The sequence below is a fragment of the Limnobaculum zhutongyuii genome (assembly GCF_004295645.1).
Lineage (GTDB): Bacteria > Pseudomonadota > Gammaproteobacteria > Enterobacterales > Enterobacteriaceae > Limnobaculum > Limnobaculum zhutongyuii.
The window spans coordinates 1,746,748-1,771,353 of record NZ_CP034752.1; the positions used below are offsets into that span (position 1 = coordinate 1,746,748).

The 24,606-nt window shown below is 44.1% G+C and carries 13 protein-coding genes and 1 pseudogene; 7 read left to right on the forward strand and 7 right to left on the reverse strand.

All coding sequences use genetic code 11. From position 1 onward, the window contains the following. Positions 1-138: 138 nt before the first annotated feature. The 4 genes from EKN56_RS07590 to EKN56_RS07605 form a co-directional block, all read right to left on the reverse strand. Positions 139-2,040: a TolC family protein gene (locus EKN56_RS07590; protein ID WP_130591221.1), complete on the reverse strand. Its 1,902-nt coding sequence runs from the start codon at positions 2,038-2,040 to the stop codon at positions 139-141. After that, entirely contained in the window at positions 2,041-3,282 is a 1,242-nt protein-coding gene (locus EKN56_RS07595; protein WP_246019999.1) for an HlyD family type I secretion periplasmic adaptor subunit, read from the reverse strand. A gap of 14 nt (positions 3,283-3,296) precedes the next feature. Then, positions 3,297-5,387: a type I secretion system permease/ATPase gene (locus EKN56_RS07600; RefSeq protein ID WP_130591222.1), complete on the reverse strand. Its 2,091-nt coding sequence runs from the start codon at positions 5,385-5,387 to the stop codon at positions 3,297-3,299. A gap of 111 nt (positions 5,388-5,498) precedes the next feature. Then, positions 5,499-9,164, reverse strand: coding sequence for an Ig-like domain-containing protein (locus EKN56_RS07605; RefSeq protein WP_168189627.1), 3,666 nt, complete (start codon positions 9,162-9,164; stop codon positions 5,499-5,501). 960 nt (positions 9,165-10,124) lie between these two features. Here EKN56_RS07605 and EKN56_RS07610 point away from each other — a divergent pair. The 7 genes from EKN56_RS07610 to EKN56_RS07635 all read left to right on the forward strand — a co-directional run bounded on the left by EKN56_RS07610 (position 10,125) and on the right by EKN56_RS07635 (position 20,524). Further along, positions 10,125-11,378: an HlyD family secretion protein gene (locus EKN56_RS07610; RefSeq protein WP_130591224.1), complete on the forward strand. Its 1,254-nt coding sequence runs from the start codon at positions 10,125-10,127 to the stop codon at positions 11,376-11,378. 28 nt (positions 11,379-11,406) lie between these two features. After that, positions 11,407-13,578 (forward strand): peptidase domain-containing ABC transporter, encoded by a 2,172-nt coding sequence (locus tag EKN56_RS07615; protein ID WP_130591225.1) that lies wholly within the window; start codon positions 11,407-11,409, stop codon positions 13,576-13,578. A gap of 1 nt (position 13,579) precedes the next feature. Next, on the forward strand, positions 13,580-15,454 hold the full coding sequence (locus EKN56_RS07620) for a TolC family protein (protein ID WP_130591226.1): 1,875 nt from the start codon (positions 13,580-13,582) through the stop codon (positions 15,452-15,454). 32 nt (positions 15,455-15,486) lie between these two features. Next, positions 15,487-15,771 carry an IS1 family transposase gene (locus EKN56_RS07625; RefSeq protein WP_130591227.1) on the forward strand — a complete coding sequence of 95 codons (285 nt, stop codon included), beginning with the start codon at positions 15,487-15,489 and terminating at the stop codon, positions 15,769-15,771. Between the two features lie 217 nt (positions 15,772-15,988). Further along, positions 15,989-17,950 carry a peptidase U32 family protein gene (locus EKN56_RS07630; RefSeq protein WP_130591228.1) on the forward strand — a complete coding sequence of 654 codons (1,962 nt, stop codon included), beginning with the start codon at positions 15,989-15,991 and terminating at the stop codon, positions 17,948-17,950. Positions 17,951-18,001: 51 nt separating this feature from the next. Next, a complete protein-coding gene (locus EKN56_RS21165) occupies positions 18,002-18,703 on the forward strand; it encodes a DUF3772 domain-containing protein (protein WP_246020001.1) in 702 nt (233 codons plus the stop codon). 33 nt (positions 18,704-18,736) lie between these two features. Continuing rightward, a complete protein-coding gene (locus tag EKN56_RS07635; RefSeq protein ID WP_246020003.1) occupies positions 18,737-20,524 on the forward strand; it encodes a mechanosensitive ion channel family protein in 1,788 nt (595 codons plus the stop codon). A 70-nt stretch (positions 20,525-20,594) separates the two neighbouring features. Here the strand turns inward: EKN56_RS07635 and EKN56_RS07640 are convergent, their stop codons facing one another. The 3 genes and pseudogenes from EKN56_RS07640 to EKN56_RS07650 all read right to left on the reverse strand — a co-directional run bounded on the left by EKN56_RS07640 (position 20,595) and on the right by EKN56_RS07650 (position 24,499). Beyond that, entirely contained in the window at positions 20,595-21,470 is an 876-nt protein-coding gene (locus EKN56_RS07640) for an alpha/beta hydrolase (RefSeq protein WP_210405339.1), read from the reverse strand. 62 nt (positions 21,471-21,532) lie between these two features. Then, a pseudogene (locus EKN56_RS07645) lies at positions 21,533-23,578 on the reverse strand (TonB-dependent receptor domain-containing protein). A 306-nt stretch (positions 23,579-23,884) separates the two neighbouring features. Further along, the gene (locus tag EKN56_RS07650; protein ID WP_130591229.1) at positions 23,885-24,499 is read right to left on the reverse strand and encodes a LysE family translocator; all 615 of its coding nucleotides are present in this window, start codon (positions 24,497-24,499) and stop codon (positions 23,885-23,887) included. Between the last annotated feature and the right edge of the window lie 107 nt (positions 24,500-24,606).

Consider the following 24,606-nt stretch of genomic DNA (forward strand, 5'->3'; position numbering starts at 1 on the left):
TAATTATATAAATCCCTCATATATAATGGCTTCTTTAGAAGCTTCGCTCATTTTTAACATAAAATTCTAAAAATCACTATTCATTAAAATAAATAACCGACCAACTCGTTAAGAACGATTGAATATAATTCTTTGGAGCTATTTCTTTCTGACCCCAATTAAAAGTAATGGGTCATCAATCCCTTTCGGTGTAGAACGAATAGCAGGTTTAGCAATTTGTTCTTTTCTGATGTTTTCCTGAATTGTCGGAGCCGGCGTTTGGACTGGTTGCGATTCAGAGTATTTATATGGCTTTGTGATATAACCATCACTGTTATTACTGTTAATATTTGATGTCGGCATAGAAACTTGCGGACGCTCAATAGTTCGGGTCTGGATCGCTTGTGATGGTGCAATTGTCGGTTGGTTAACCACAGTGGTTCGTGCATTCTGTGACGCAGCTATTTCTGGCCTGTTAATCACAGTTGTTTGAACATTATTTGATGGTGCAATTTCTGGTCTGTTAACCACAATGGTTGGGACACTTCGCGACTCAGTTACCACAGGTCTGCTAATCTCAGTGGTTTGAATATTTTGTGGTGTAGCCATTTCCGGTTTATTGGTAACCGTGCTTTGAACGTTTGGTGAATAGACGATTTCTGGTCTGCTACTTACTGTCGATGTAACCGGGATCACCATTGGTTCTGGTATTATTTCTTCTGTTATTTGAGGCTCAGCCGCTTTCTGAGACTGTTTATTGCCGCCAAACAGGTTAGAAACCAAATTACCGCTGTCTTCTTCTTCAAATTTAACTTTGATATTAAACGCTTTATTTATCTCACCTAATTCAGAAAATACCCGAATAAGCAAAACCCGGAAGTTGAAATCCGCGTTCACTTTATTGCTCATGGTCTGGAAAAGTTCTTGTTCTGAGTTTAATAAATCTAAAACAGAACGACGGTTTACTTTGTATTGTTCATGGTAAAGCTCTTTCACCTCCTGTGAATGGAGAATACGTTGAGCATAAATGTTGGACTGATTTTCCTGACTAAGCGCTTCCTGATACATCTGTGAGACTTTAGTCGATAAATCCTCGATGGATTTTTCAATATTCCAGCGGGCACTTTCTACCCGTTGAGCAGCACCCTTGCTGCGATAGAGTGCGCCACCGCCATCGAAAATATTGCTGTTTACGTTTAACATCACTACCGTATCATTTTCTCCGGAAGTGCTTAACTTTCCTTGAGAAACCGAAACGCTCAGGGCAGGGAGCCAGCTTTTACTGGTGTAAGCATACTCTGCAGCCGCCGCATCTCGGTTAGCTCTGATAGCCTCAACTCGCGGCGAAGCAGAAATACGTTCTTTCATTTTTACGGCAAGTTTAGCTTTTAATGCGCTAACGTCTGGAATACTCAGTCCGGAAGGGCGTTTACCCACCAGAATATAGTAATCTTCCTGTGCGGCTTTTAGCTGAGCTTCATAGTTAGCCAGCTCCGCATCTAATCCCTTGATCCGTACTTCAACCTGTTCAACATCACCGCGGCTATCCACACCACCACTGGCTCTGGCCTCTGCCAGACCAAGAATGTTGCGGTGCTCAATAGTATTCTTTTTATTGATGTCAATTAGCTGTTCATATTTCAGAATATTCAAGTAGGTCTCAGAAACTTTTGATGACAGCACTTCGGCTTCATCATGAGCGGTGTATACCTCTGAAGATTTATTATGTTCAGCATAGTCAACCTGATCGCCAACCCGGCCAAAGTCGAACAGGGTTTGATCAACTTTAACCGAATAGGTATTGCTGCCATCACTGTCTCTTTTGTTGCTGCGCATAACCTCATTACCCACATTAAGGGAGACGTTAGGCAACCATCCGCTTCGGGCTTCGCCAATGGTGCTGTCTGCGGAGGCAATTTTTCCCGTATGGTATTTGATCGTTGGTGAACGATTGACTGCCATTTGCAGCGTTTCATTTAATGTTTCGGCGCTTGTTTCTGCTGACAGCGTGGAGAAGTAGCTGACAACCAGCGCGATCATGATTTTGTTATATCGAATCACTTATCTTTCCCTCAGCGCTTCTTTGGCTTTATTCAATGGTTTAATCAGATAATCGAGCACTGATTTTTTCCCTGTTTTGATATCAACCGTAGCCAACATTCCCGGGACAATTTCATGAGTCTTGCCGTCAGGCGTTTCCAGTGCAGAACGTTCAGTACGAACAAAAACTTTGTAGTAGTACTGCTCACGGCGTACCTGATCCTGAATGGTATCCGGAGAGATTCGTTCTACTGTTGCATCCATGGTTCCGTATATTGATGATTCATAGGCACTAACTTTGACAATGGCCTTTTGATTCGGGTGAATGAATGCAATATCCCTTGGATTTATTTTTACTTCGATAACCAGTTGGTCTTCAGATGGAACCACTTCCATCAGTTTTCCGCCTGGTTCCAGTACGCCACCAACGGTCGTCACCTGTACGTCTTTAACGATGCCTTTCACCGGTGAATTGATCACCGTACTGGTTAACTGATCTTTTCTTTGCAGCAGTTGAAAGTAGATGGAGTCCAGTTCATTTTTCTTTTTAACCAGTTCTTCTTTAGCCTGTTCAAAGTAATGATTGCGAGCTTCAGTGATTTTATTTTTCAGCTCGTTTTCTTCTCTTCTTAAGCGCAGTTCTTCAACCTGACTTACGGCTCCCTTTACCACTAGCGGACGAATCAGGTTCAGCTCATTAACCGTCAGTTTTAAGCTGCGCTGCAGGCCAGATATGTTTTCATCCAAACCTCTACGACGGGTGATGAGCAGGGACATTTCATGGTCAATTAATACTTTGTTATCTGCTAACAGCTCTTCATCTGACATATCCTTATAGGCGATACCACCGCTGAACTCGCGTAGTAACAACAAGAAGTCTGGTTTGCTGTTGTCATCTTTTATTTCTGTGGTTAAACGAGCGATGCTCACCGCCAATCCTTTAACTTTCGCACCAATTTCGTCATATCCCGCCTGAAAGCGAGTGGCGTCCAGAACGGCTAATTGTTGACCTGCATTTACTAAATCGCCTTCACGCACCATTAATTCGCGAATAACACCGCCATCTCTGGCTTGAATTATCTGTGAACGGTTCCAGGTAATAACCGTTCCCTGACCACTGGTAACTTCATCCAGTTCTGCATAGTTGGCCCATAAAAGTAGGGCAAAGCAGGTTAATAAAATCATCCAGATGATATAGGTGTGCTTTTGCACCGGATCGCCATGCATGCTGATGGTTTTTTTCTTCTTACTAAACAAACTCATTTTCATCATCCTGACTAATTAGTTGCTTGCAGCTTTTGCAATACTTGATCTCTTGGTCCATCAAGGATGATATTCCCCTGATTCATGACAATAACTCGGTCAACCAGTCTTAAAGGAGCCTGGCGGTGGGTAACCACCACAAAAGTTTTGTCTTTAATATGATCTCGTAGTGAAGCAACCACATGGTTTTCCAACTTCTCATCCATATTGGCTGTTGGTTCATCAAGGAACAGGACAGGGGAGTTACGCAGCAGGGTTCTGGCCAGCAATAACGTTTGCTTTTGACCACCCGATAAGCCCCGACCGCCTTCGGCAATGGATAAATCCAGTCCTTTCCCGGTTTTTAACAGGCTGGCAGCACCGGCAATATTCAAGACATCAACAATTTGTTCTATGGAGGTTTGAGGCTTACCCATAATTAAATTGTCTCTGATGGTGCCGTGAAACAGCTGGGCACCCTGAGGTAAATAGGCGATGTCGCGGCGAATATCGTTATTAGAGATATCCTTCATTACCAGGCCATCAAGCAGCAATTCACCTTCTGTCGCTTCAGCGATACCTGAAATAAGGCGTAGCAGGGATGATTTTCCGGCGCCGATAGAACCCAGAATGGCGACTTTTTCTCCCGGTTTAATCTCCAGTCTGTCAACATCCAATACCATTGGAGCATCTGCGCTAAAGCGATATTTGACGTTTTTTAAACTGAAGTTGCCTTTGATTTCATCGGTATGCAGCGTTTCACTAAATGGCTTTTGATCCAGTGGCTTTTTCAGGAACTCATCTAAACCCGTTTTTGCCATTTTGGCGTGTTGCCAACGAGTTAATACTGATGCCAGCTGTCCTAACGGTGCCACAGTTCTGCTGGATAAAATGGAGCAGGCAATCAAAGTACCCGTTGTGATATCGTTATTAATTACCAGATAAACACCCAGCGCGATTACGCTGATATACACTAACTGTTGGATAAACTGGCACCAGTTAGTAATCAGGCTTGACCAGTGTCTCTGTTCTAAAGAGATTTGAGCCGTGGTGGTGTTACATTCATTCCAGGTGCGCAGGAAACGATCTTCAGCCTGCATGATTTTAATGTCTTCCAGACCTTCAACCGTTTCCACCAGCATGGCGTTACGGATAGCACTTTCACGAATACCTTTCTGGGATAAACGGGACAGTGGCCACTGAGCAATCAAACCAGGAATAACGACCAATGGAATTGCCAGCAATGGTGCAAATGCCAGAGGACCGCCAATAAATGCAATCACAGCAATAAAGATCAGAATAAATGGCATATCCACCATAGCGACGACCGTTGTTGACGTCAGCAATTCACGGATATGTTCGATTTCTCGCAGTTGAGCAACAAAGGCACCGGTGGAGTTTGGTCGGGCATCATTTTTCATTCTCAATGCCCGGGAGAAAAACATGCCGGACATAAACAGGTCGGTTTTCTTACCGATAGCATCGGCCAAATGGCTTCGGGCAAGACGTAAACCCATGTCCATCAGCAGAGCAACCATTACCCCAATAAACAGAACCCATAATGTTGAATAGGACTGTGCGGGAATAACCCGGTCATAAATCTGCATGGAAAACAGGGCGCTGGAGAGGGCAAGAATGTTACCAAATAAAGCACCCAGAGCAATTTGTCCATAAAACTTGGTGTCTTTAGCGATTAATTGAAATAACCAATTTCCTTTATAAGGCTTAAGGAATTCATCAACACGTTTGTCTTCTATTCTTTCTTTTGGATAAATTAACCAAAGTGCGCCTTCTCTCATTAATTCCAGCTGCTCTAAATTAACCTGAGTTTTCACATCTGGAGAGATAGGGAATGATAATGTGGCATGAGTTTCATTAATATCATATACCACAACGGCCTGGTTATTTTGTAATGGCACTAATACCGGAAACAATAGTGCAGGAATTTTCTCTAATTTTTCATTAACTTCTTTGCACTGTAACCCAATGTAATTTATCAGGTTATGCATTACCTCATCACGTTCACCACCATTCTGAACGATGTGTTTTAAATTATTTGTGCTGACATTAATGCCTAACTCTTTGGCAACAATTGTCACGCATTCATTCCATGGAGAGAAATCCATAACCAATCCTTTGAATTAATATTCATATAACGGCTAACTTATTAATTAATTACTATTAACTAATAATAATTAATTAATAAGGGGCGAAAGAACTCGCCCCTGAGAGAGGTATTAAATTACAGAGATAGTATTTTGTACCCAAACCTGAGCGTCTTCGTCTTTATCGTAGACATACAGGTTATATTGCACACCAGACTTGTTAGCGGTTGCAACGTTAGTCCAGCTGGTTAAATCCAGATCAACTTTGTCGTTTGCATCACCTTTAACAAACAGGTGCTTGTCATCGTTCAGCTTAATCAGATCTTCATACTTAACATCTAAGGTCAGTGCAGAAGTATTGTTCAGATCGATTTGATCGATGTTGTGCAGTTTGCTCAGCGTTGTTGAATCAATGGTAGTGGCTGATTTATCTTCAAACACAACAGTGTCAAAACCATTGCCGCCGTCGATAGATTTAAAGCCATTAGACATGACCAGAATGCGGTCATCACCGTCGTTAGCAACAACGTTAGTAACGCCATTACGGCCATCAATAACGTCATCACCATTAGTACCAACGGCAGATTCTAAAGTACCTTTGATGTAGTGACCTGGGTTGGAAACATCACCACCGGTATCACCCACACCACGTACTGAACCGTCATCGTTATAAGTACGGCTGTACAGGTTGCCGCCAGTCTCAGAAACTTCAGACCAGGTAACAGCGAAGCCACCACCCGCCAGAGCAACAACAGAAGGCAGAGAACAGATACCCGGATCGTCAACGCCTTTATCAACGATGATTTCGTCGGTAACAGCATGACCACTCATATCGAACACACGAGATACAACGTGAGATTCACCCTGAGTTGTCACAGACGCCCAGCTAACAACGTAGTTACCATTTTCCAGAACGGTAATGTCGTTTGCACCCGTTAAGGATCCAGCAAGTACGCCTTGAGCACCATCAGTCGTAGTGTTAACTACGGTTGGGTGTGCATCAACAGCAACCAGTTTGCCACCCAGCAGTTGGAAACGTTGAACTAATACGTCACCCATATCACTGCCGGTTACACGAACCCAGGATACCGCGAAGGTGCCATCAGGTAAGGTGATGATCTTAGGTGAAACGTCAGCAGAACCTCTTGGAGCATCAGTATTCAGCGTTGCACCATCAAGTAAGATTTTGCCAGTGTTGAAATCTACAACAGAGATTTTCAGGTCAACCGGGTTTTTCAGTAATTGATCGATAGACCAGTCTTTGCAAGCTTGCTGCCAGATTACGGCATATTGACCGCCGCCCAGATCGGCACCAACTAAACCTTCGCTGTCGCTGGTAGGATCATTACCAAAGATCCAGTTAACGGCTTTATCGAAAATACCATTGCTGGTAGTGATATAGCCGTTTTCAGTGAAGAAGCCACCCAGAGAGAAATCATGTGGAGCTTCAGCATTTTCACTGACTTTAACCAGATTGCCATTGGCATCTTGCGCGTAACGAACGCTGTACAGGTTTGCACCAGCTTCGAAAGCATTCAGGTCGAACCAGGTCAGAATGGTGTCAACGAAACCTTCAATTGGTTGAACGGCCAGATTCAGAACGCCTTCAACGATCCAGTCGATAACTGAACCAACAATAGGAATACCTTTTAATCCTAATGCGTCCATGAACTCTTTGACAAAACCAGAAACGTCAGCGTTCTCAACCATGTTTTCCAGATCTAATGGCTCAATGAAACGGGTACCGGTAAATACAATGCTACCGTCTTCCATTTGAACAATAGATGAGCTCAACAGGCCCTGACCAAACAGCACAGAGTAGATACGATCGGTCAGACCGTTTACAAACAGATCAACTAACGCTTTAAAATCGGTATCTGGCAGGATGTTCAGGAAATCGATGGTCTTCAGCGCATTGGTCATGAAGTCGGCAATCGGATTCACAATACCTGACAGGGTATTGGTGATCAGATTGGCTAAACCGTCTGGCAGTAAACCAGCCAGCAGACCATTCATGCCACCAATATCACCAGAAGCGGCAACAACTTGTGGACCTGAAGTAATTTCTGCGCCATCAGCAGAGAAACGTTGGAATACAACATCATTACCGGTATAGCTTGAAGGATTTTCGTTTCTGGAATACAGAACGGTAATCGCACCATCAACCGGAGAAACTGCAACGTCAAAGTTACTTAAGTAAGCTTTAGCGCTGTCGCGGCTGTAACCATCAGCGACATTCTTCTCGCCCAGAGTCAGTTCAGACACCATGCTGCCACTGGCATCAAAAATCTTGACTTTAATGTCATAGAATTTAGAACCAGCTGCTTCAGCTTGTGGGTAAGCTACCAGATAGCCACCGTTTGGCAGAGCACGGGTAATTGAAATTGGCGCATCAATACTGTCATCAACTTCAATCTCACGGATATCAGCAACAATAACTGACATGTCATAAGGTTTTTGTTCAAAAGTGATATTGGCAGTATTTTCTTTGCTTGGGCCACTTACCGGAGTATTGATAACGGTTTCAACGCCAAAAGAATGACTACCAACAGGTAAATCAGTTGCTTTAATGCTCCAGTTACCATCGGTACCAACAGTAGTTGTACCGATAATGGTATCACCATCCATAACCTGAACCACTGCGCCTGGGGTACCCAGACCGTGCAGAGTAGGAGAGGTGATTTCTGTCGTCGTAGACAGATCCATTGCATTGGTACCATCGCTCATACCTAATACAGTCGCTTTGGTTGCTACTGGAATAGTGATTTGAGAAACGTTATTTAAATCATCAGCCAGGCTGATTACGCTGGTACCCGGAACGAGAGTTGCGCCGTTCTCCAGGGTAAATTTGTAGTTGCCGTTGTCGTCTGCTTTGACGGTGTATTCAGCAGTACCGTCACCATCCAGATCCAGTTTAACGACAGCGCCTGCTTCAGTTTTACCGGTGATAACCGCTAAATCCTGAGAAACAGTCATTGAGATAAAGTCAGGTGCAGTTGCATCAATAACAGTGCTAACCGCAATCTTTTCACCTTTGCTATCTAATACCCAAACGCTAACGGTTGCGCCATCAGGAATAGATGTTGGGGTAGGGAAAGACCAGTTGCCATCAGCATCAGTGGTTGCTGTATAGTCGTAAGTACCATCGTTATTGATATCAATATAGACGGTTGCGTTTTTAGCATCACTGGTACCGGTCAGGCTTGAACCATTAGAACGGTTCAGCGTGATCAGCGTTGGGTCAGTCACTTCACTTGGGTTAGGATCTGGCGTAGGATTTGGATTGACACCGCTAGAGCTATGTCCATTATCGTCATCGTTTGCCAGGGCTATCAAACCAGCGATACCGGCAGCACCTAAGCCCAGCGCAACAAACAGACCGGTGTTGTCATCATCACCTGCAGCGGCAGCTTCTTCGCCACGCATTTCATAATAATCCCAACCAGAGATAACTTCTTTTAACTGCTCAGGAGTATAAGCAATAACTTCGCTGCCATCTGCGTAGAGTCTGTCATCACCAAGAACGATTTGCTTTTCAGGTAAACCTGATTCAGCTGTATTATCAATGGTTAATGAGCTCATACCCTGATCGGCTGAACCGAAGAAGTTATCTACATTGATCACTTTACCATCAGCAGTGTTCACAACTAACTGTGAACCAGAACGTGACATGTGGGTGATAGCGCCATCATTGGCTTCCACGAAAAGGCGAGTACCCGGTGTTGCACTGATTTGTGTTGAACCAGTCAGAGAGACTTCTTCAACGGCTTGACCTGCTTTTTGTACGTATAGTTTCATATCCATAACCTATATTTGAGGTGTAAAAATTAGCGTTTAAAAATAAAAAAGATATCGGCTACAAAAAAAGCTAATTTTTTTCCATTAAATCGTAATTAACTATAATTCTTTAAGTGCGTAATTAAGAGGTCTTTCAATTCAGAAAAACTTACCCTCCCAATTTAGACTTAGGTGCCTATTAGACGCCGGGTAAATTTATCAAAAAAATCTTGTAATGCAAATTATAAGAAAAGATAAAATAGTGTTTTTACTATAAAATAAGTCTTTATTTATACTTAATTAGATATTACTTATTTAGTTAGGGTTTTTTATAAATTTTAATTGCAAATGTATTTATAATATATCTGAAATTTATTTAAGTTATTGTTCCATTGCTTGCGTTTTTATAAATATCATTGTATTCATGATGTTATGTCATTATCTTGAGGTGAGCGTTTGTTTAATAATGCGTTGCTATTCTAAATTACCTTGGTTTGAACTGTATTATCTTAACGTTATTGAGCTCAATGGGTATTGAGATCAAATTTTATATGAGAATTTAAGCTTAGTATGCTTTAAGTGATGAGTGTCATTTATTTTTAAACTTAGCGTATATTGCATTGGATAGGAATATTGTTATATTCTTGTCTCGGTAACACCTAAAAGCCATTATTATTATCAAATTTGAGAATGAATCCTAGTCTTATGGGTGGTTTGTTTATTGCCCCTGAATATATTCTTGTTTTATATAATGTGCTTTAAACGGTGGCTTAAGATTTTTAAGTGAAATATTCAATATATTTATAGCGAAGGTCTATTAAATTTTGGGAATGACTTATTTTATTAAGACTAACACCAATTACTGATGTGTAAATTGACGAGGCGATAAGCAAATTCGTCAATCTAATCATGTCAGATTAATTAAGAATCTATCGTTAGTGAATTTAGTTAACGTAATAATTATTAAGGATAAAATGGCTTATGGGGCTATTTCGCCAGGAGGCGCTTCAGGCAGAAAAGCAAAAGTGGCTTGGCAGCGTTATGTTAAGTACTCCTTTAACATTGAGATTTTTTACTGCTTTTGTTTGCGCCATTACTGTATTTATCGTGCTTTTTTGCATTTTGTTTTCTTATACGCGAAAGCAGACCGTAACGGGACAATTAGTACCCGATCGTGGAGTGATCAAAGTTTATAGCCCGCAATACGGCGTGGTAACAGACAAAAAAGTGAAAGAAGGGGAGCTGGTCAAAAAGGGTGATGTGCTCTATGTGATTTCCAGTGAAAGAGAATCGCAAAACAGCAGCGGTACTCAGCAGGTGATCAGTACTCAGATTCAGTCCAGACTGGACTCGCTGAATGAAGATTTAGCTAAGAACCAAACCCAATTTACCGCAGAGAAATCTTTACTGCAGAATTATATTCGGCAGTTAAACGATCAGGTTAATGCCTTAGACAAGCAGATTGTTAATCAGCGCAAAATTATGCAGTTGGTGCAACGCCGTCAGCAGCAATATCAGGAGATTTATAAGAAAGAATATATCTCTCTGGAGCAATTCGAGCGGGTGAAAGAAGAGCTATTGCAGCAGCAAAGCGCTCTGAGCAGCTATGAGCGTGAGAAGATTAATGCTCAAAAAGAGCTGGCGGGAAGACAATCTGAGTTAGATGGATTACTGCTGAAGTTTGATAAACAGCAGGCACAGATCGATCGGAATATTTCAACCACCCGACAAGAATTAGCTGAAAGTGAAGCCAAACGTGAAATCACTATTCAGGCACCACAGGCCGGTACCATAACCGCGGCCGTTGCTCAAACCGGGCAATTTGTGGACAACAGTAAGCCAATGGTCAGCATTGTTCCGGAGAACTCACTTTTAATGGTTCATCTTTATGCACCAAGTAACGCCGTGGGTTTTATTCAGGAAGGTGCTGAAGTTTGGTTACGTTACCAATCATATCCATATCAAAAATTTGGTCAGTATCGCGGTGAAGTGGTGTCCATTTCTAAGGCAGCTTTACTGCAGCATGAATTACAAAGCACGACGAACGTTGGCAATGAAGCCTCGTTATACCAAATCGTCGTTAAGCCGGATAAGCAATTGATTAGCGTTTATGGAAAAGATAAAGCGCTACAGCCGGGTATGGAACTGGAAGCGGATATCACACTGGATAAAAGAAGGCTCTACGAATGGGTATTGGAACCCTTGTTGAGTATCACCAAGAAAGCGACTGACTAAGGGTTAAGGCAACAAGGGAATAATAGGGATGAGTTTCGTTAAAAAAATTAATTTTGGACTAATCAGCCAGCGCTTACCCGTACTGATCCAGACGGAATCGGCAGAGTGTGGCCTTGCCTGTTTAGCCATGATCGCAGGCTATTATAATTACAATATTGACCTGGCGACGTTACGCGGTAAATACAGTATTTCTCAAAAGGGGGCTAATCTCAGTCAACTGCTGAATATTTCAAAGCAGATGAATTTGAACAGCCGCTCTTTGCGGTTAGAAATGGAAGATTTACCAAAGCTTAAATTACCCTGCATATTGCACTGGGAATTTTCTCACTTTGTAGTACTCAAAGCGATTAAAGGGAATAAGTGTATTATTCACGACCCCGCTTTTGGTGTACGCCAACTGGCATTTTCAGAAGTTTCTAAGTCATTTACGGGTGTTGCCGTTGAGCTTTGGCCAGATGACGGGTTTAAGCCACAGGAAGTCAGACGTAAGGTTCGTTTTCGCGATCTGATTGGCAAAATCACCGGTCTTAAAAGCAGCTTTATTCAAGTGTTGTTGTTGGCCCTAGGAATAGAGTTGTTCAGTATTATCTCACCGCTATTCACTCAATGGACAATTGACTATGTCATTGTGTCTAACGATCGAAATCTGTTAGTCACATTGATTGTTGGTTTTGGCGTTATGATGCTGGTTCAACAGCTTACCTCTGCCGTACGGGCATGGGTGATGATGTATATCTCTACATCGATCAGCGTACAGTGGCGTGATAGTGTGTTCCGCCATCTTTTACGGTTACCTATCAGCTACTTTGAGAAACGTCACTTGGGGGATATTGTCTCCCGTTTTGGCGCAGTGGATTCCATTCAGTCAACGCTCTCGTCATCATTCTTTGTTGCCATTCTTGACGGCATGATGACTATCGTCACATTGATCATGATGTATATCTACAGTCCTTATCTGGCGACCATCTGTCTTATCACCATGTTGTTATACGTTATTGGTCGGATCCTTTGGTACCGTCCATTACGCATGGCAACAGAAGAGCAAATCATCCATGGTGCAAAACAACAGAGCCATTTCCTGGAAACCATTCGTGGCGTAAGAACCATTAAGTTGTTTCAACGCCAGAATGAGCGGATGTCAGACTGGATGGCGCTGTTGATTAGCCAAATTAACTCAGGCGTCAGAGTACAGAAACTGCAAATCTATTATCAGCAACTCAATGGCTTATTGTTTGGTATTGAGAACCTGTTGGTATTAGGAATAGGTGCAACCATGGTGATGGATCAGACTTTCACCGTGGGGGTTCTGATGGCATTTACCTCTTATAAGGGGCAGTTTAGTAGCCGTATAAGCAGCCTGGTAGATAAGTTCTTTGAATTAAAAATGTTGAGTATTCAAACCGAACGTTTGGCCGATATTGTGCTGACTGAACCGGAAGATGCAATAGAGCAGAAACAGTATGCCCAACAAACTCAACCACCGCGTATTGAGTTCGATAATGTGAGTTTCCGCTATTCAGAACACGAGCCTTATGTGATTAAGGATATCTCTTTCGTTATTGAGCCGGGCGAGTGTGTGGCGCTGGCAGGGGGTTCCGGTTGTGGTAAGACGACGTTAAGTCAGTTGTTGTGTGGCAGCTTAGTTCCGGTAGCCGGTGATATTCTGATCGATGGTGTTAGCCTGAAGCAACTGACGGTCGCCAACCTGCGCCGCTTCAGCGCAACTGTACTGCAAGATGACGTGCTGTTTGCCGGCTCCATCATGGATAACATCACTTTCTTTGACCACAACGTTAGCCATGAGAGAGCAATTAAGTGCGCCATGATGGCGGCTATTCACCACGATATTGAACAAATGCCAATGCAATATAACACCCTGGTCGGTGATATGGGGGTTGCGCTTTCGGGCGGGCAAAAACAGCGGATTCTGTTAGCCAGAGCGCTGTATAAACAGCCGCAATTATTGATATTGGATGAGGCAACCAGCCATTTAGATGTGCAGTTAGAACAGCATGTAAACACTGCCGTTAGTCAATTGGCGATTACACGTCTGGTGATCGCTCATCGACCTCAAACATTGGCGATGGTTGACCGCATTATCGTTATTGAAAATGGAACAGTAGGACATGATTTGACACCGGCACAGCTTTTCGGGTCGGCAGAAGCGTCAACTGAGTCTGCTGCGCAACAAGGAAGCTAAAATGAAGAAGATTATTCTTGCCAGTCTGGTTTATTCAGCCATCTTTCCATCGGCTTCATTTGCGGCAAGCCGCGATGATGTTATGAATCTTATTGATGAACTAAGTACGTCCGGACAGCAAAAAAGTAGCTCATCGTCGGTAAAAGTAGCACCACAGGTCAGTACAAAAGGGCCGTTGCCGGTTAAATCGGTATCAACAGCAGCGACGTCGCCAATCGCAGCTCAACCCGTGGTAACAAAACCTGTTGCGGTTTCCAGTTCCACAGGCTCTACACCGGTGAAAACGACCAACGTTTCCAGAACGGTGGGATACGCTCCGGCAAAAAACATGCCGATGAAAGGTGCAGTAAGCTCTGCTGCACCCGCCTCTACCAGTTCAATACCTGGCTCGTTACCCGGCATTGATGAGTATCTGGTGAGGGGAACCTCATCGTCCTCATCTTCTGCATCGTTACAACCGGCGACCGTCGCACCCGTTCCGGTATCGATGGAACCAGTAGCTCCGGTAACGACACAGCCAGAGCCTCAAAAGATAACTGCCCAGTCGGTTGATGCACCTGTGATTGCCGATATATCCAGTAAAAAGACCTTGAATGACAACGCTTGCCTGGGGACTGGTCAGGGGAAGGGAAATTTAAGTTTTTACGACGTTGTGGTCATGGCGATGTGTAATGACCCTAAAGCGAAGGCAACATGGTTAAATCTGCAACACTATCAGATAGCCAAAGACAGTAGCTATTCGGGCTATATGCCAACGGTAGATTTAAATAGCAGCTTTGGTCATCGGGAGTTAACTCAAACGGTTGATAAGAAAGACTACAAAACAAAAACCGAGTCCTGGTCGAATACGCTGGAACTTAGCTGGCTGTTGTTTGATTTCGGCCAGCGAGAAGCGACTGTTGATAAAGCCAAAAGTGAGCTAATGGCGGTTGAGTTTTTATCTATGTCTGACCTGCAGGATGTCGTGCTGGATGCCGCCCAAAAATACTTTGCGGTTATCGCCTCCGAAGCCTATCTGGAAGCAGCCAGAGATATTGAAGTTATCGCTTATAAAAGCTTACAGGTTACTCAGGGCAAAAGAGAAGCGGGTGTTGGTGAATTAGCGGATGAGCTTCAGGCCAAAAACGCCGCCTTATCCGCCACGAATTACCGAATTAAGGCTGAAGGTGAAGTGCGCAATAGTATGGGGGCTCTGGCCTCTGTGTTGGGTAAAGATATAACTAAAGATATTAGCTTTCAGAAGGGATTATCGGTACCTTCTCAAAACTCATTAAATAATATCAATCAGTTAATTGAGAAAGCCTTAAACCAACATCCACAACTTCTGGCGGCTAAAGAGCAAATCACCGTATCGGAAAAAGAGCTGAGCGTAGCCCAAAGAGGTTTTTTACCATCAGTGTATTTAACCTCTCGTTGGGGTAACGATCGTCCTAAATATGGCCCTGGTTATGACAGTGATGAGTTGTATATGGGGGTTAATGTCAAAGTGCCTTTGTTCAGTGGATTCAGCCAATATAACGCCGTGCGTTCGGCACAAAATCGACTGGAACAAACGCAAAACCAGTTTATTCAAACTAAGCAAAATATTGCCTTACAGGTATGGCAAACCTATCAGCGCTTATCTACGGCTCAAAATAATTTGAAAAATATGCGCGATCTGGTGGCGTCTTCCAGTCGAGCTTATGAAATTGCTCGTGGTCGTTATCAGTCCGGTGTTGGCAGTATTTTGGAACTGTTAAATACGCAAAATGACTTATCGGAAGCGCAGATTAATAACGTAAATACCATGGTGGACTGGCATTTAGCCCGGCTTTCGCTGGCTTCCAGTCTGGGGCAGCTAAATGTATCAACCATAAAGAGCAGTACCTTGAATTAATGCAGGGAGTTTGGATATAGGGAGGTATCAAAATGAAAGTCGCAGCCATTATGTGCCATCACTGTGGTAGACGAAATTGTGTTCGCCGACATGGCAAAGCACGTTCAGGATTACAGCGTTACTACTGCTCCGGATGTGGGCGAACATTTCAAAGTAGCTATATTTATCAGGGCAATGAAGGGAATATTCTACGCCAGATTGAAGCACTGAACGAAAAGGGGAAAAGCCAGATGGAGATTTGCCGAAGTCTGGGTATTACCGCGATGGTGCTCGATCGCTACTTATATTTAATCTCAATAGAAAATAATAGTCGTTAATTATTCCTACCAACATCTTCCTGTTTTGGATGATCCCGTCTGATGGCGGGATCATCATCTAAACTTAATAGCAGATAAACTCTCCGCAATAACTAAGATCCCCATGCGCGGAAATTCAAATCTAATGTACAATGCCGCACGCTGTAGCGACGGCTATCAATACCGCCATGTTTGCTACCTGTTAGATACGATTAACCACTATATAATTCAGTGATATATGAGACTTTCAGACAATCAAATAGAACTACTCAGTCCGGCAAGAGATGTTGAAATTGCCCGTGAAGCTATTTTGCATGGCGCTGATGCCATTTATATTGGCGGCCCCAGCTTTGGCGCTCGTCATAATGCCGGAAACAGTCTGAAAGATATTGCTGAGCTGGTTGTTTTTGCTCATCGATATTATGCCAAAGTATTTGTTACCCTAAATACTATCTTACATGATGATGAGTTGGAGCCAGCAAGGCAGCTGATTTATCAACTATATGATGTCGGGGTTGATGCGTTAATCGTTCAGGATATGGGCATTTTGCAGTTAGATATTCCACCTATCGATCTGCATGCCAGTACTCAAACCGATATCAGAACCCTTGAAAAAGCGAAGTTCCTGTCGGATGTGGGTTTATCCCAACTGGTGCTGGCAAGAGAGCTGAATCTGGAGCAGATTCGGCAAATTAAACATAACGTTAGTGCAGCGATTGAGTTTTTTATTCATGGTGCATTATGCGTCGCTTTTTCAGGTCAGTGCTACATTTCCCATGCTCAAACCGGTCGTAGTGCTAATCGGGGCGATTGTTCACAAGCCTGCCGCTTGCCCTATACCTTAAAGGACGATAAGGGCGGCGTTGTGGCTTATGACAAACACTTGCTCTCAATGAAAGACAACAATCAGTCTGCAAATTTGTCTGCATTAATCGATGCCGGTGTGCGCTCGTTTAAAATAGAAGGGCGTTATAAAGATATGGGATATGTGAAAAATATCACAGCCTATTATCGCCAACAGCTTGATCAGATCCTGCTTCAACGACCAGACCTGTCAGCGGCCTCCAGCGGTAGAACCGAGCATCACTTTATTCCTAATCCGGAAAAGACATTCCATCGGGGAAGCACCGACTACTTTGTGAATCAGCGGCAGATGGATATTGGCGCATTTGATTCGCCAAAATATATCGGTTTACCGATTGGTGAAGTGCTTAAAGTTGGTGGGAGCTATCTGGATGTGAGCGTGACTGAACCGCTGACCAATGGTGATGGCCTGAACGTACTCATTAAGCGAGAAATTGTCGGTTTTCGCGCCAGTAAAGTAGAGAAAACGGCAGAACTTCGCTATCGGGTTTATCCAAATGAAATGCTGCCAGAATTTAGTAAGTTAAGGCCAAATCATCCTCTAAACCGTAATCTTGATCATCTATGGCAGCAGTCGTTACTGAAGTCATCCAGTGAACGTAAGGTGAACGTTGAACTACACTTAACTCAGTCGGGTTCTGAATTAATGTTGATAGCGACCAGTGAAGAGGGTATTTGCGTTACAACGTCACTCTCTGGTGATTTTGAAGCTGCTAATCAGGCGGAGAAGTCGTTACAAAGTTTGAAGGATGGATTATCCAAACTGGGGCAAACTATCTATCGCGCAATCTCCGTCACTGTTGATTTACCGGTGGTGTATTTTATTCCCAGTGCTCAGCTAAATCAGCTGCGGCGGGATGTGATTGATGCACTAACGGAAGCCCGACTGCAAAATTATCAGCGTGCTGAGCGCTTACCGGTCTCTGATCCTGCGCCAGTCTATCCTGAAACTCATTTAAGCTTCCTTGCTAATGTTTATAACCATAAAGCCAGGGAGTTTTATCAACAATTTGGTGTCGAACTTATTGATGCCGCTTATGAAGCCCATCAGGAAAAGTCAGACGTGCCGGTAATGATTACCAAACACTGTCTGCGTTTTGCCTTTAATTTATGTCCTAAACAGGCCAAAGGTGTGCAGGGTGTTAAGGGGCGGGCAACGCCAATGCAACTGGTACACAATGATGAAGTGCTGACGTTAACCTTTGACTGTAAGCCATGCGAAATGCGGGTATGGGGCAAGATTAAACCGCATGTTTTAAAAGCACCATTGGCAGGGAGCATTTTGGCTTCTATTTCTGTCGATGAACTAAAAAAGACCATCAAGCCAAAGCTGTAACATTAACTATTATCTCTAACTGACATGTCGTGACGTTTGGAGTATTGCTGTATGTATCGATTTTCAAAAATATTGCTTTTAATTTGTTCACTGGCTGTGATCGGCATAACGGTACCTTCAGTATATGCAGCACCTAAATCCCTACCTGCTGCGAGCAGTAATACCAAACCTTCGGCAAATAAACCGCAAGATCAAACACCGGCAAATAAGCCACAGGACCAGGATTCAGAACAGGAAGAGAAGAAAGACGTCAGTACAGCAGAACTTGAAAGTTTACAGCAGCGGCTTAGTGATATTAAGCAACAGGTTTCTGCCGTTACCAAGGATAAAGAGTTCAGCTTACTGAATACTCAGGCGTTGGAAGTTTCTCATAAAGCGGATGAATACATCAGTATTCTGACACCGGTATTAACCCAAATACTGGCGCAACTGGACGTTATTGGTCCGGCACCGGCTCCCGGTGCCCTGGATGAAACGCCTGAAGTAACTAAACAACGCGCCGCGTTAAATGCGGATAAAGCCGCAACTGAGAAAAAGTTAGAACACTCTCAAACCTTAAAAACCAATGCCAGCAACCTGTCAAAGCAAATCATAGAGTTACGACGAAACGCGCTGAAAACGCAATTGGCATTAAATTCAGGAAGTATTTTAGGGCCGCGTTTTTGGGCACCAGTCTTTAATCCACAGCCCGATGACCGAACTAAAATTGCCAGCTTTAGCCAGCAGTTGTCTGACAATATCGCACAAGCCTAGCAACCAGACAGACTGTTTGGTTCGATCGTTTTTATGGCTCTGGCTATTGGGGTTTGGCTTTATGCCCGTAAATATCTGGAAAAAGCGCTGGTATGGTTAAGCATTTGGGGCTTTCCTGATGGGCGCTTGCGCCGCACCTTTTTAGCCTTTGCTACGGTTATCGTGACGGTTATTACGCTTTATGGTGGCGCCAATTTGCTCTATATGGTCTTTGCCCGTAATAACGCGCTACCTCCACTGGTAGATAACTTCGCCAATGGACTATTAGGATTAACCATTTTCTCCGGGATAATTGCCGGATTGGGCAGGGCGTTGCTGTCTATTCAACGACCATCATGGCGGCTGATACCGATGCCGGATATGATTGCTGTGGCCCTTAAGCCTTATCCCACCGGGATTGCTATGTTGCTGATGTTCTTTGGCACTCTGGAACAATTCAATAATACTATTGGTAGCAGCGTATCGGCCGCTATCTTTAGTAACGGTATTGCCGCGTTGTTAATTGCGTTACTGGTATGGCGTGCAACGCGTCGGACTAATCGTATTCGCCGGGAGATGGTGGCGTTAGGTGAACCGCTGGAACCTCGAACGTCGTTGGGTAGTTTGATTCATTTAGTCGTTAGCGCCGTTTCTGTCTCTATCGTACTGGCATTACTGATTGGTTATATTCCACTGGCGCGTTTTTTAACCTATGAACTGGTGTGGGTTGGCATTGTTTTCTCCTGCCTTTATCTAACCACCAAGTTAATGGGGGACCTGTGTGAAAGCCTGTTCTCAGTTAATCACGCCAGTGGTAAATGGATTAAACAGGCGCTAAACCTGGATAATCGTTATCTGGAGCAGGCAACCATTCTGTTTTCCGCCATAGGAAATACCATTCTGGTTATGTTGGCGGCGATCGCGCTATTTAATGGTACTTATGGCGCCACCACGCCAATGACCATTGTTGATAAAGCCATCGATATTTTGGGAAGCGATAGCTTCGGTAAAATCAATATCGTTCCGGCAAACGTCATGAGCGCACTGATCAGCGCAGTGGTCGGCTTGTACATTCTGCGTACCGCTCGCCGCTGGCTCGGCACAAAATTCCTGCCGAAAACAGCGATGGACACCGGGATGCGCATGTCGTTAGTCACGCTGTTTAGCAATATTGGCTATGTGCTGCTGATACTGATTACCTTGTCATTACTGGGAATTGAATGGAATAAACTGGCCTGGATCGTCAGTGCGCTGTCGGTGGGGATCGGTTTTGGTCTGCAAGAGATCGTTAAGAACTTTATCTCAGGCTTAATTTTGCTGACGGAACGTCCGGTAAAAGTAGGGGATTTAGTCAGTATTAGTGGGGTTGAGGGAGATATTCGTCGTATTAACGTCAGGGCCACTGAAATTCAGCTTAGTGATAAATCAACGGTGATTGTACCTAACTCCCAGCTGATCTCTCAAAACGTGCGTAACGTAACCATGGGCAATGCTCAGGGTGTGGCAACCATTCCATTGATTTTTCCACTGGATATCGATCCTGAACAGGTTCGGGGAATTTTGCTGGAAGCATATGTCGCACATGAAGCTATTCAGGATACACCGGCGCCTTCTGTCTCTTTTAGCCAGTTAACGCCGGATGGTATTACGCTAAGCGTGACGGGTTATGTCAGTAGCCCACGCGTTGTCAGTCGAACCAAAAGCGATCTGTTATTTGATATTCTGAAGCGGTTACGGGCGGCAAACGTTAAGCTTTCCAGTCCTCAGAGTTTAGTGGTACAAAACCTACCACCGGAGATTGCTGCGGCCTATACCGATAACAGTAAAAAAGAAGACGAATAATTAATAAAAATTTTTCCGCTAAACGCCCGATTAAGGGCGTTAACGGAAAGGGCCATTATCAGATTTCGACTTACGCTTTTCCCGCTGTCATCACCGCCGTTTTTACGGCATCAGGGATTACGCTACCGTGATTTTTTCCGGGGAACATAATAAAGCTTACATTGCCTCCCTGTTGCTTCATCTCTGTCGCCAGTGCGCGTGCTTTAGTGACTTGTTGGCGTTTGGCCTGTCTTTTCGCACGTTCTGCATTCTGAGGTTTATTCGCCTCTGCCGGATTAGGTTTCTCCTCATACTCACCAACAGTAACCGTGATGGATTCCGGCCATTGGATTAGCAATGGAGAACGTGCAGGAATCACGACCCCATTTCCCCACCAGAGCGAAGGGCTGGCTGCAACATAGTGCTGAAATTGCTGAGGGTGATTAAACAGCGTGTAGAGCGTAAATAACCCACCAAATGAATGACCGACTAATGTCTGTTTCTGTTGATTAACCGCATAGTGTTGATTCACCCAGGGCTTTAATTGTTGGCTAATAAACTGGTTGAATGTTTCAGCGTGTCCTCCCTGAGCAAACTCTTCCCCTTCAGCCGGTGGCGTATAGTCACGGGTGCGCGGTATGGTGTTATAACTGACATCGGTAGGGTAACCAATAGCAATAATTAATGGGGCCGGACCATTGTCAGGATGGTAACTGTTTACCGCCAGTGGAAACTGACCGTTGCCATCCAGCATATATAACACCGGATAACCGGAAGCCGGTGGTGGCGTATTGGGGACGGCAATATAGATTCGATAGCTGCGTTGATCATCGGCATTCATATCATATTGCTGAATTTGGAAATGCTGATAGGCAGCATTATCGATGGGGGGAATCGCCTGTTGCGGTTTAGCACTAAGGCAGGCGGAAAACAGCAGCATGGAGAACAGCGTAATTATTTTAGACATGGAGATACCATCGCTTATGCATTACCGGACGGGGCCAGAATACTGACCCCGCCGTTGTAACATCAGAATTTTACGTTAATACCGGCCCAATAGCGGCGGCCATCTTCAACCACCCAGTTCCCGCCGTTAGTGTTGATATCATCACCGGTTTCATCAGTAATGTTCAGCACCGCCAGATTCAACTGAGTATTTTTATTGATTTGATAACTACCCCCCACATCAACGGTGGTGAAACCATCACGATAGCGAGGACCGGTATAGCTGTTACGCTGTGCCGCCCATACTTGTTTACCGGTATAGGTTACGCGGATATAGGTTTCCAAATCGTCATTAACCGTCCAGGTTAACTTAGCATTAGCGCTGTGTTTAGGGGTTTGCGCCAGCGGTTGTCCTTTCAGTGATTCACCAGAGGTGAAGAATTCATCGTCACTTTTACGTTTGGAGTCCAGATAGGTATAGTTCAAACCCAGAGTCCAGTCGGTCACCAGCGGGATAGTGGTCGCGGCCTCGACGCCCTTAATATTCGCTTTACCAACGTTGTCATAAGTGTACAGGTTTAAACCGGTAATCGGGTCTTTGCCACCCGTACTGTAACTGGTGAGCTTATTTTTAAAATCGGTATTAAACAGCGTTAGGGCTGCATTGAAGCCAGACTCATGATCGTAAGCAATACCGATCTCCTGGTTTACGCTGGTTTCTGGCTTAAGGTCAGGATTACCGTACATAATGCCGGCGCCACCTTGAGTTGCGGTACCATATCCGGGGCTGATTTCACGTAAGGTTGGCGCGCGGAAAGCTTTTGCCACACCACCTTTTAACGTAATTTCATCCGTCAGGTGATAGACCAGATAACCGCGAGGGTTCCAGTAATCACCGTAGGTTTCATGGTCGTCTAAACGCACGCCGCCGGTAAAGGTTAAATCATCAAGCAGGGCGATCTCATCTTCAATAAATACCGATTTCTGCCAGGCGGTAACATTGGTTTTCTCGGCGGTTGTTCTGCCGGTGGTTGAGTCATCGTTTAACTCAGAATACTGATATTGACCGCCAATGGTGACCATATTCGATGGCAGTGGAAGGGTCAATTTAGCATCTACCACAGTATTGGTGATTTCAGGCTTTCTGTCGCTATAGCCGCCGCTCTAGGCGCCGGTTGTACTGTTCAACGTATGGGTTTCGGTACTGCGTTTAGTTTTTTCCTGATAAACGCTAATGTCAGAAAACCCAAAATCCCATTGTCCGGTATGGGTCAATGCCCAGTGATTACGCTCATTATTGATATTGGTTTTAGGATTGGGTTGTTTAAGTGAGCCGCGAACGGTATAGGCTTCAATGGATTTCCCTGGCGTTGACTCGCGTTTTTGTATCGCACGTCCACCTTCTAAAATGATTTGTTGGCTATCAGTAGGAGTAAAGCTCAGCTTGGCAGTAACGCCCTTATTATCGTTTTCGTTGTATCCTTCAATAATATCATCTTCTGGCCGGTAGTTACCGTAGCCATATAGCTGGAATCCAACACGATTCTCAATTAACGGACCAGACAGGTAGAAGTTCCCCGCATAAATATTACCAGAGTCGGAGTTTTCCTGTAGGGTGGCATCCATACTTACGGCACCGTTCCAGTCGCTGCCGGCTTTGCGAGTGATAATGTTGATGACTCCCCCCATAGCATCAGAACCATACAGCGCAGACATCGGGCCGCGAATTACCTCAATACGCTCAATGGCTTCCATGGGTGGAATAAAGCCTGATTCAAAGCCGCCGTTACCATTAGGACGTGACTCACGGCTATTTTGGCGTTTACCGTCAACCAGAATTAGGGTGTAGTCACCGGGTAAGCCTCGGATAGAGATATCCTGACTATTGGTGCCACTGCCGGTTATGCTGACGCCTTCAACATCTTTTACCGCATCAGCCAGATTATGAAAGGGCTTTTTCTCCAGCTGTTCGCGTGTAACTACGCTGATACTGGCTGGTGCATTGCGCAGTACCTGTTGAAACCCTGATGCGGTGACAACCATGGTTTCTTCACTTTCGGCCGCCATAGCGGGAAGAGTAAAGCTACTGATAATAGCCAGACAGAGTGTATTTAACGATCTGGTTTTCATTGTGTATCCCTGAGTATGATAATAAAAACAAAAGACTGTGCTCCGAGACCGGATGCCGAATCTTTAATATTGGTTTTAAATGCCAGGCAAAAGGCGTTGCATATGCTACTACATGATAATACTAATGATAATAATTATTATTAATGATGATGTGTATAAGAAAAGAAATTGATTTTTGAAATTAGTCATAACCAAGAGAAGTGGGTTTGTAAAAGGAAGTTTATAGTGACACTGTCACATTATTGGTGGTTATTTATTAAAAACGGAGAAACAGTAAGCCGCCTGATGGCGGCTTAGTAAACGGGTTTAACCTAAAGCGACTTTAATACCTAAACCAATCAACACTACGCCAAGTACTTTATCTACCACACTTTGAACTTTCGCCAGCCCGCGACGAACCGGGGCACTTTGAATCAGAACCACCAACAGTGGCCACCAGATAGCTGCCAAAATCCAGATAATAAAGGCGTACCACAATTTTTCACCGGTGCTGGAATCAAGGCTTAATACCTGGGTAAAAACTGAAAGGAAGAACAGCGTGGCTTTAGGATTGAGCAAATTACACAGATATCCCTGAATAAAAGCATTTTTATAGCTGGTTTGTTGGTGACTCAGGTTAGTGATATCCATTTTACTGCCGCCACGAGATAGCAGTGCCTGAATACCAATCCAGATGAGATAAAGTGCACCAGCATACTTTAACAGGTTAAACAGCCATGGCGTTGCGGTAATGACAACGGCTAAACCCGCGACACAATACGACATATGGGTGGCGACACCAAGAATAACCCCGAGTGCCGTTACCATCGCAACCGAACGGCGATAACGGGCAGCATTCTTAATCACCAGAAAAAAATCGGGTCCCGGCGAGAGCATGCCGAGAGTCGCGATAGTGGCAACAAAAAGAGAGGTTTCCAGCATTAAAACTCCAGTATATATCCATGATTACAGGTGTTATGCCCTGATAATGTCAGAGCTTAATAAAAATACAAAGTAGTTAATGGCTATGTTTGAATATTTAGTCATTA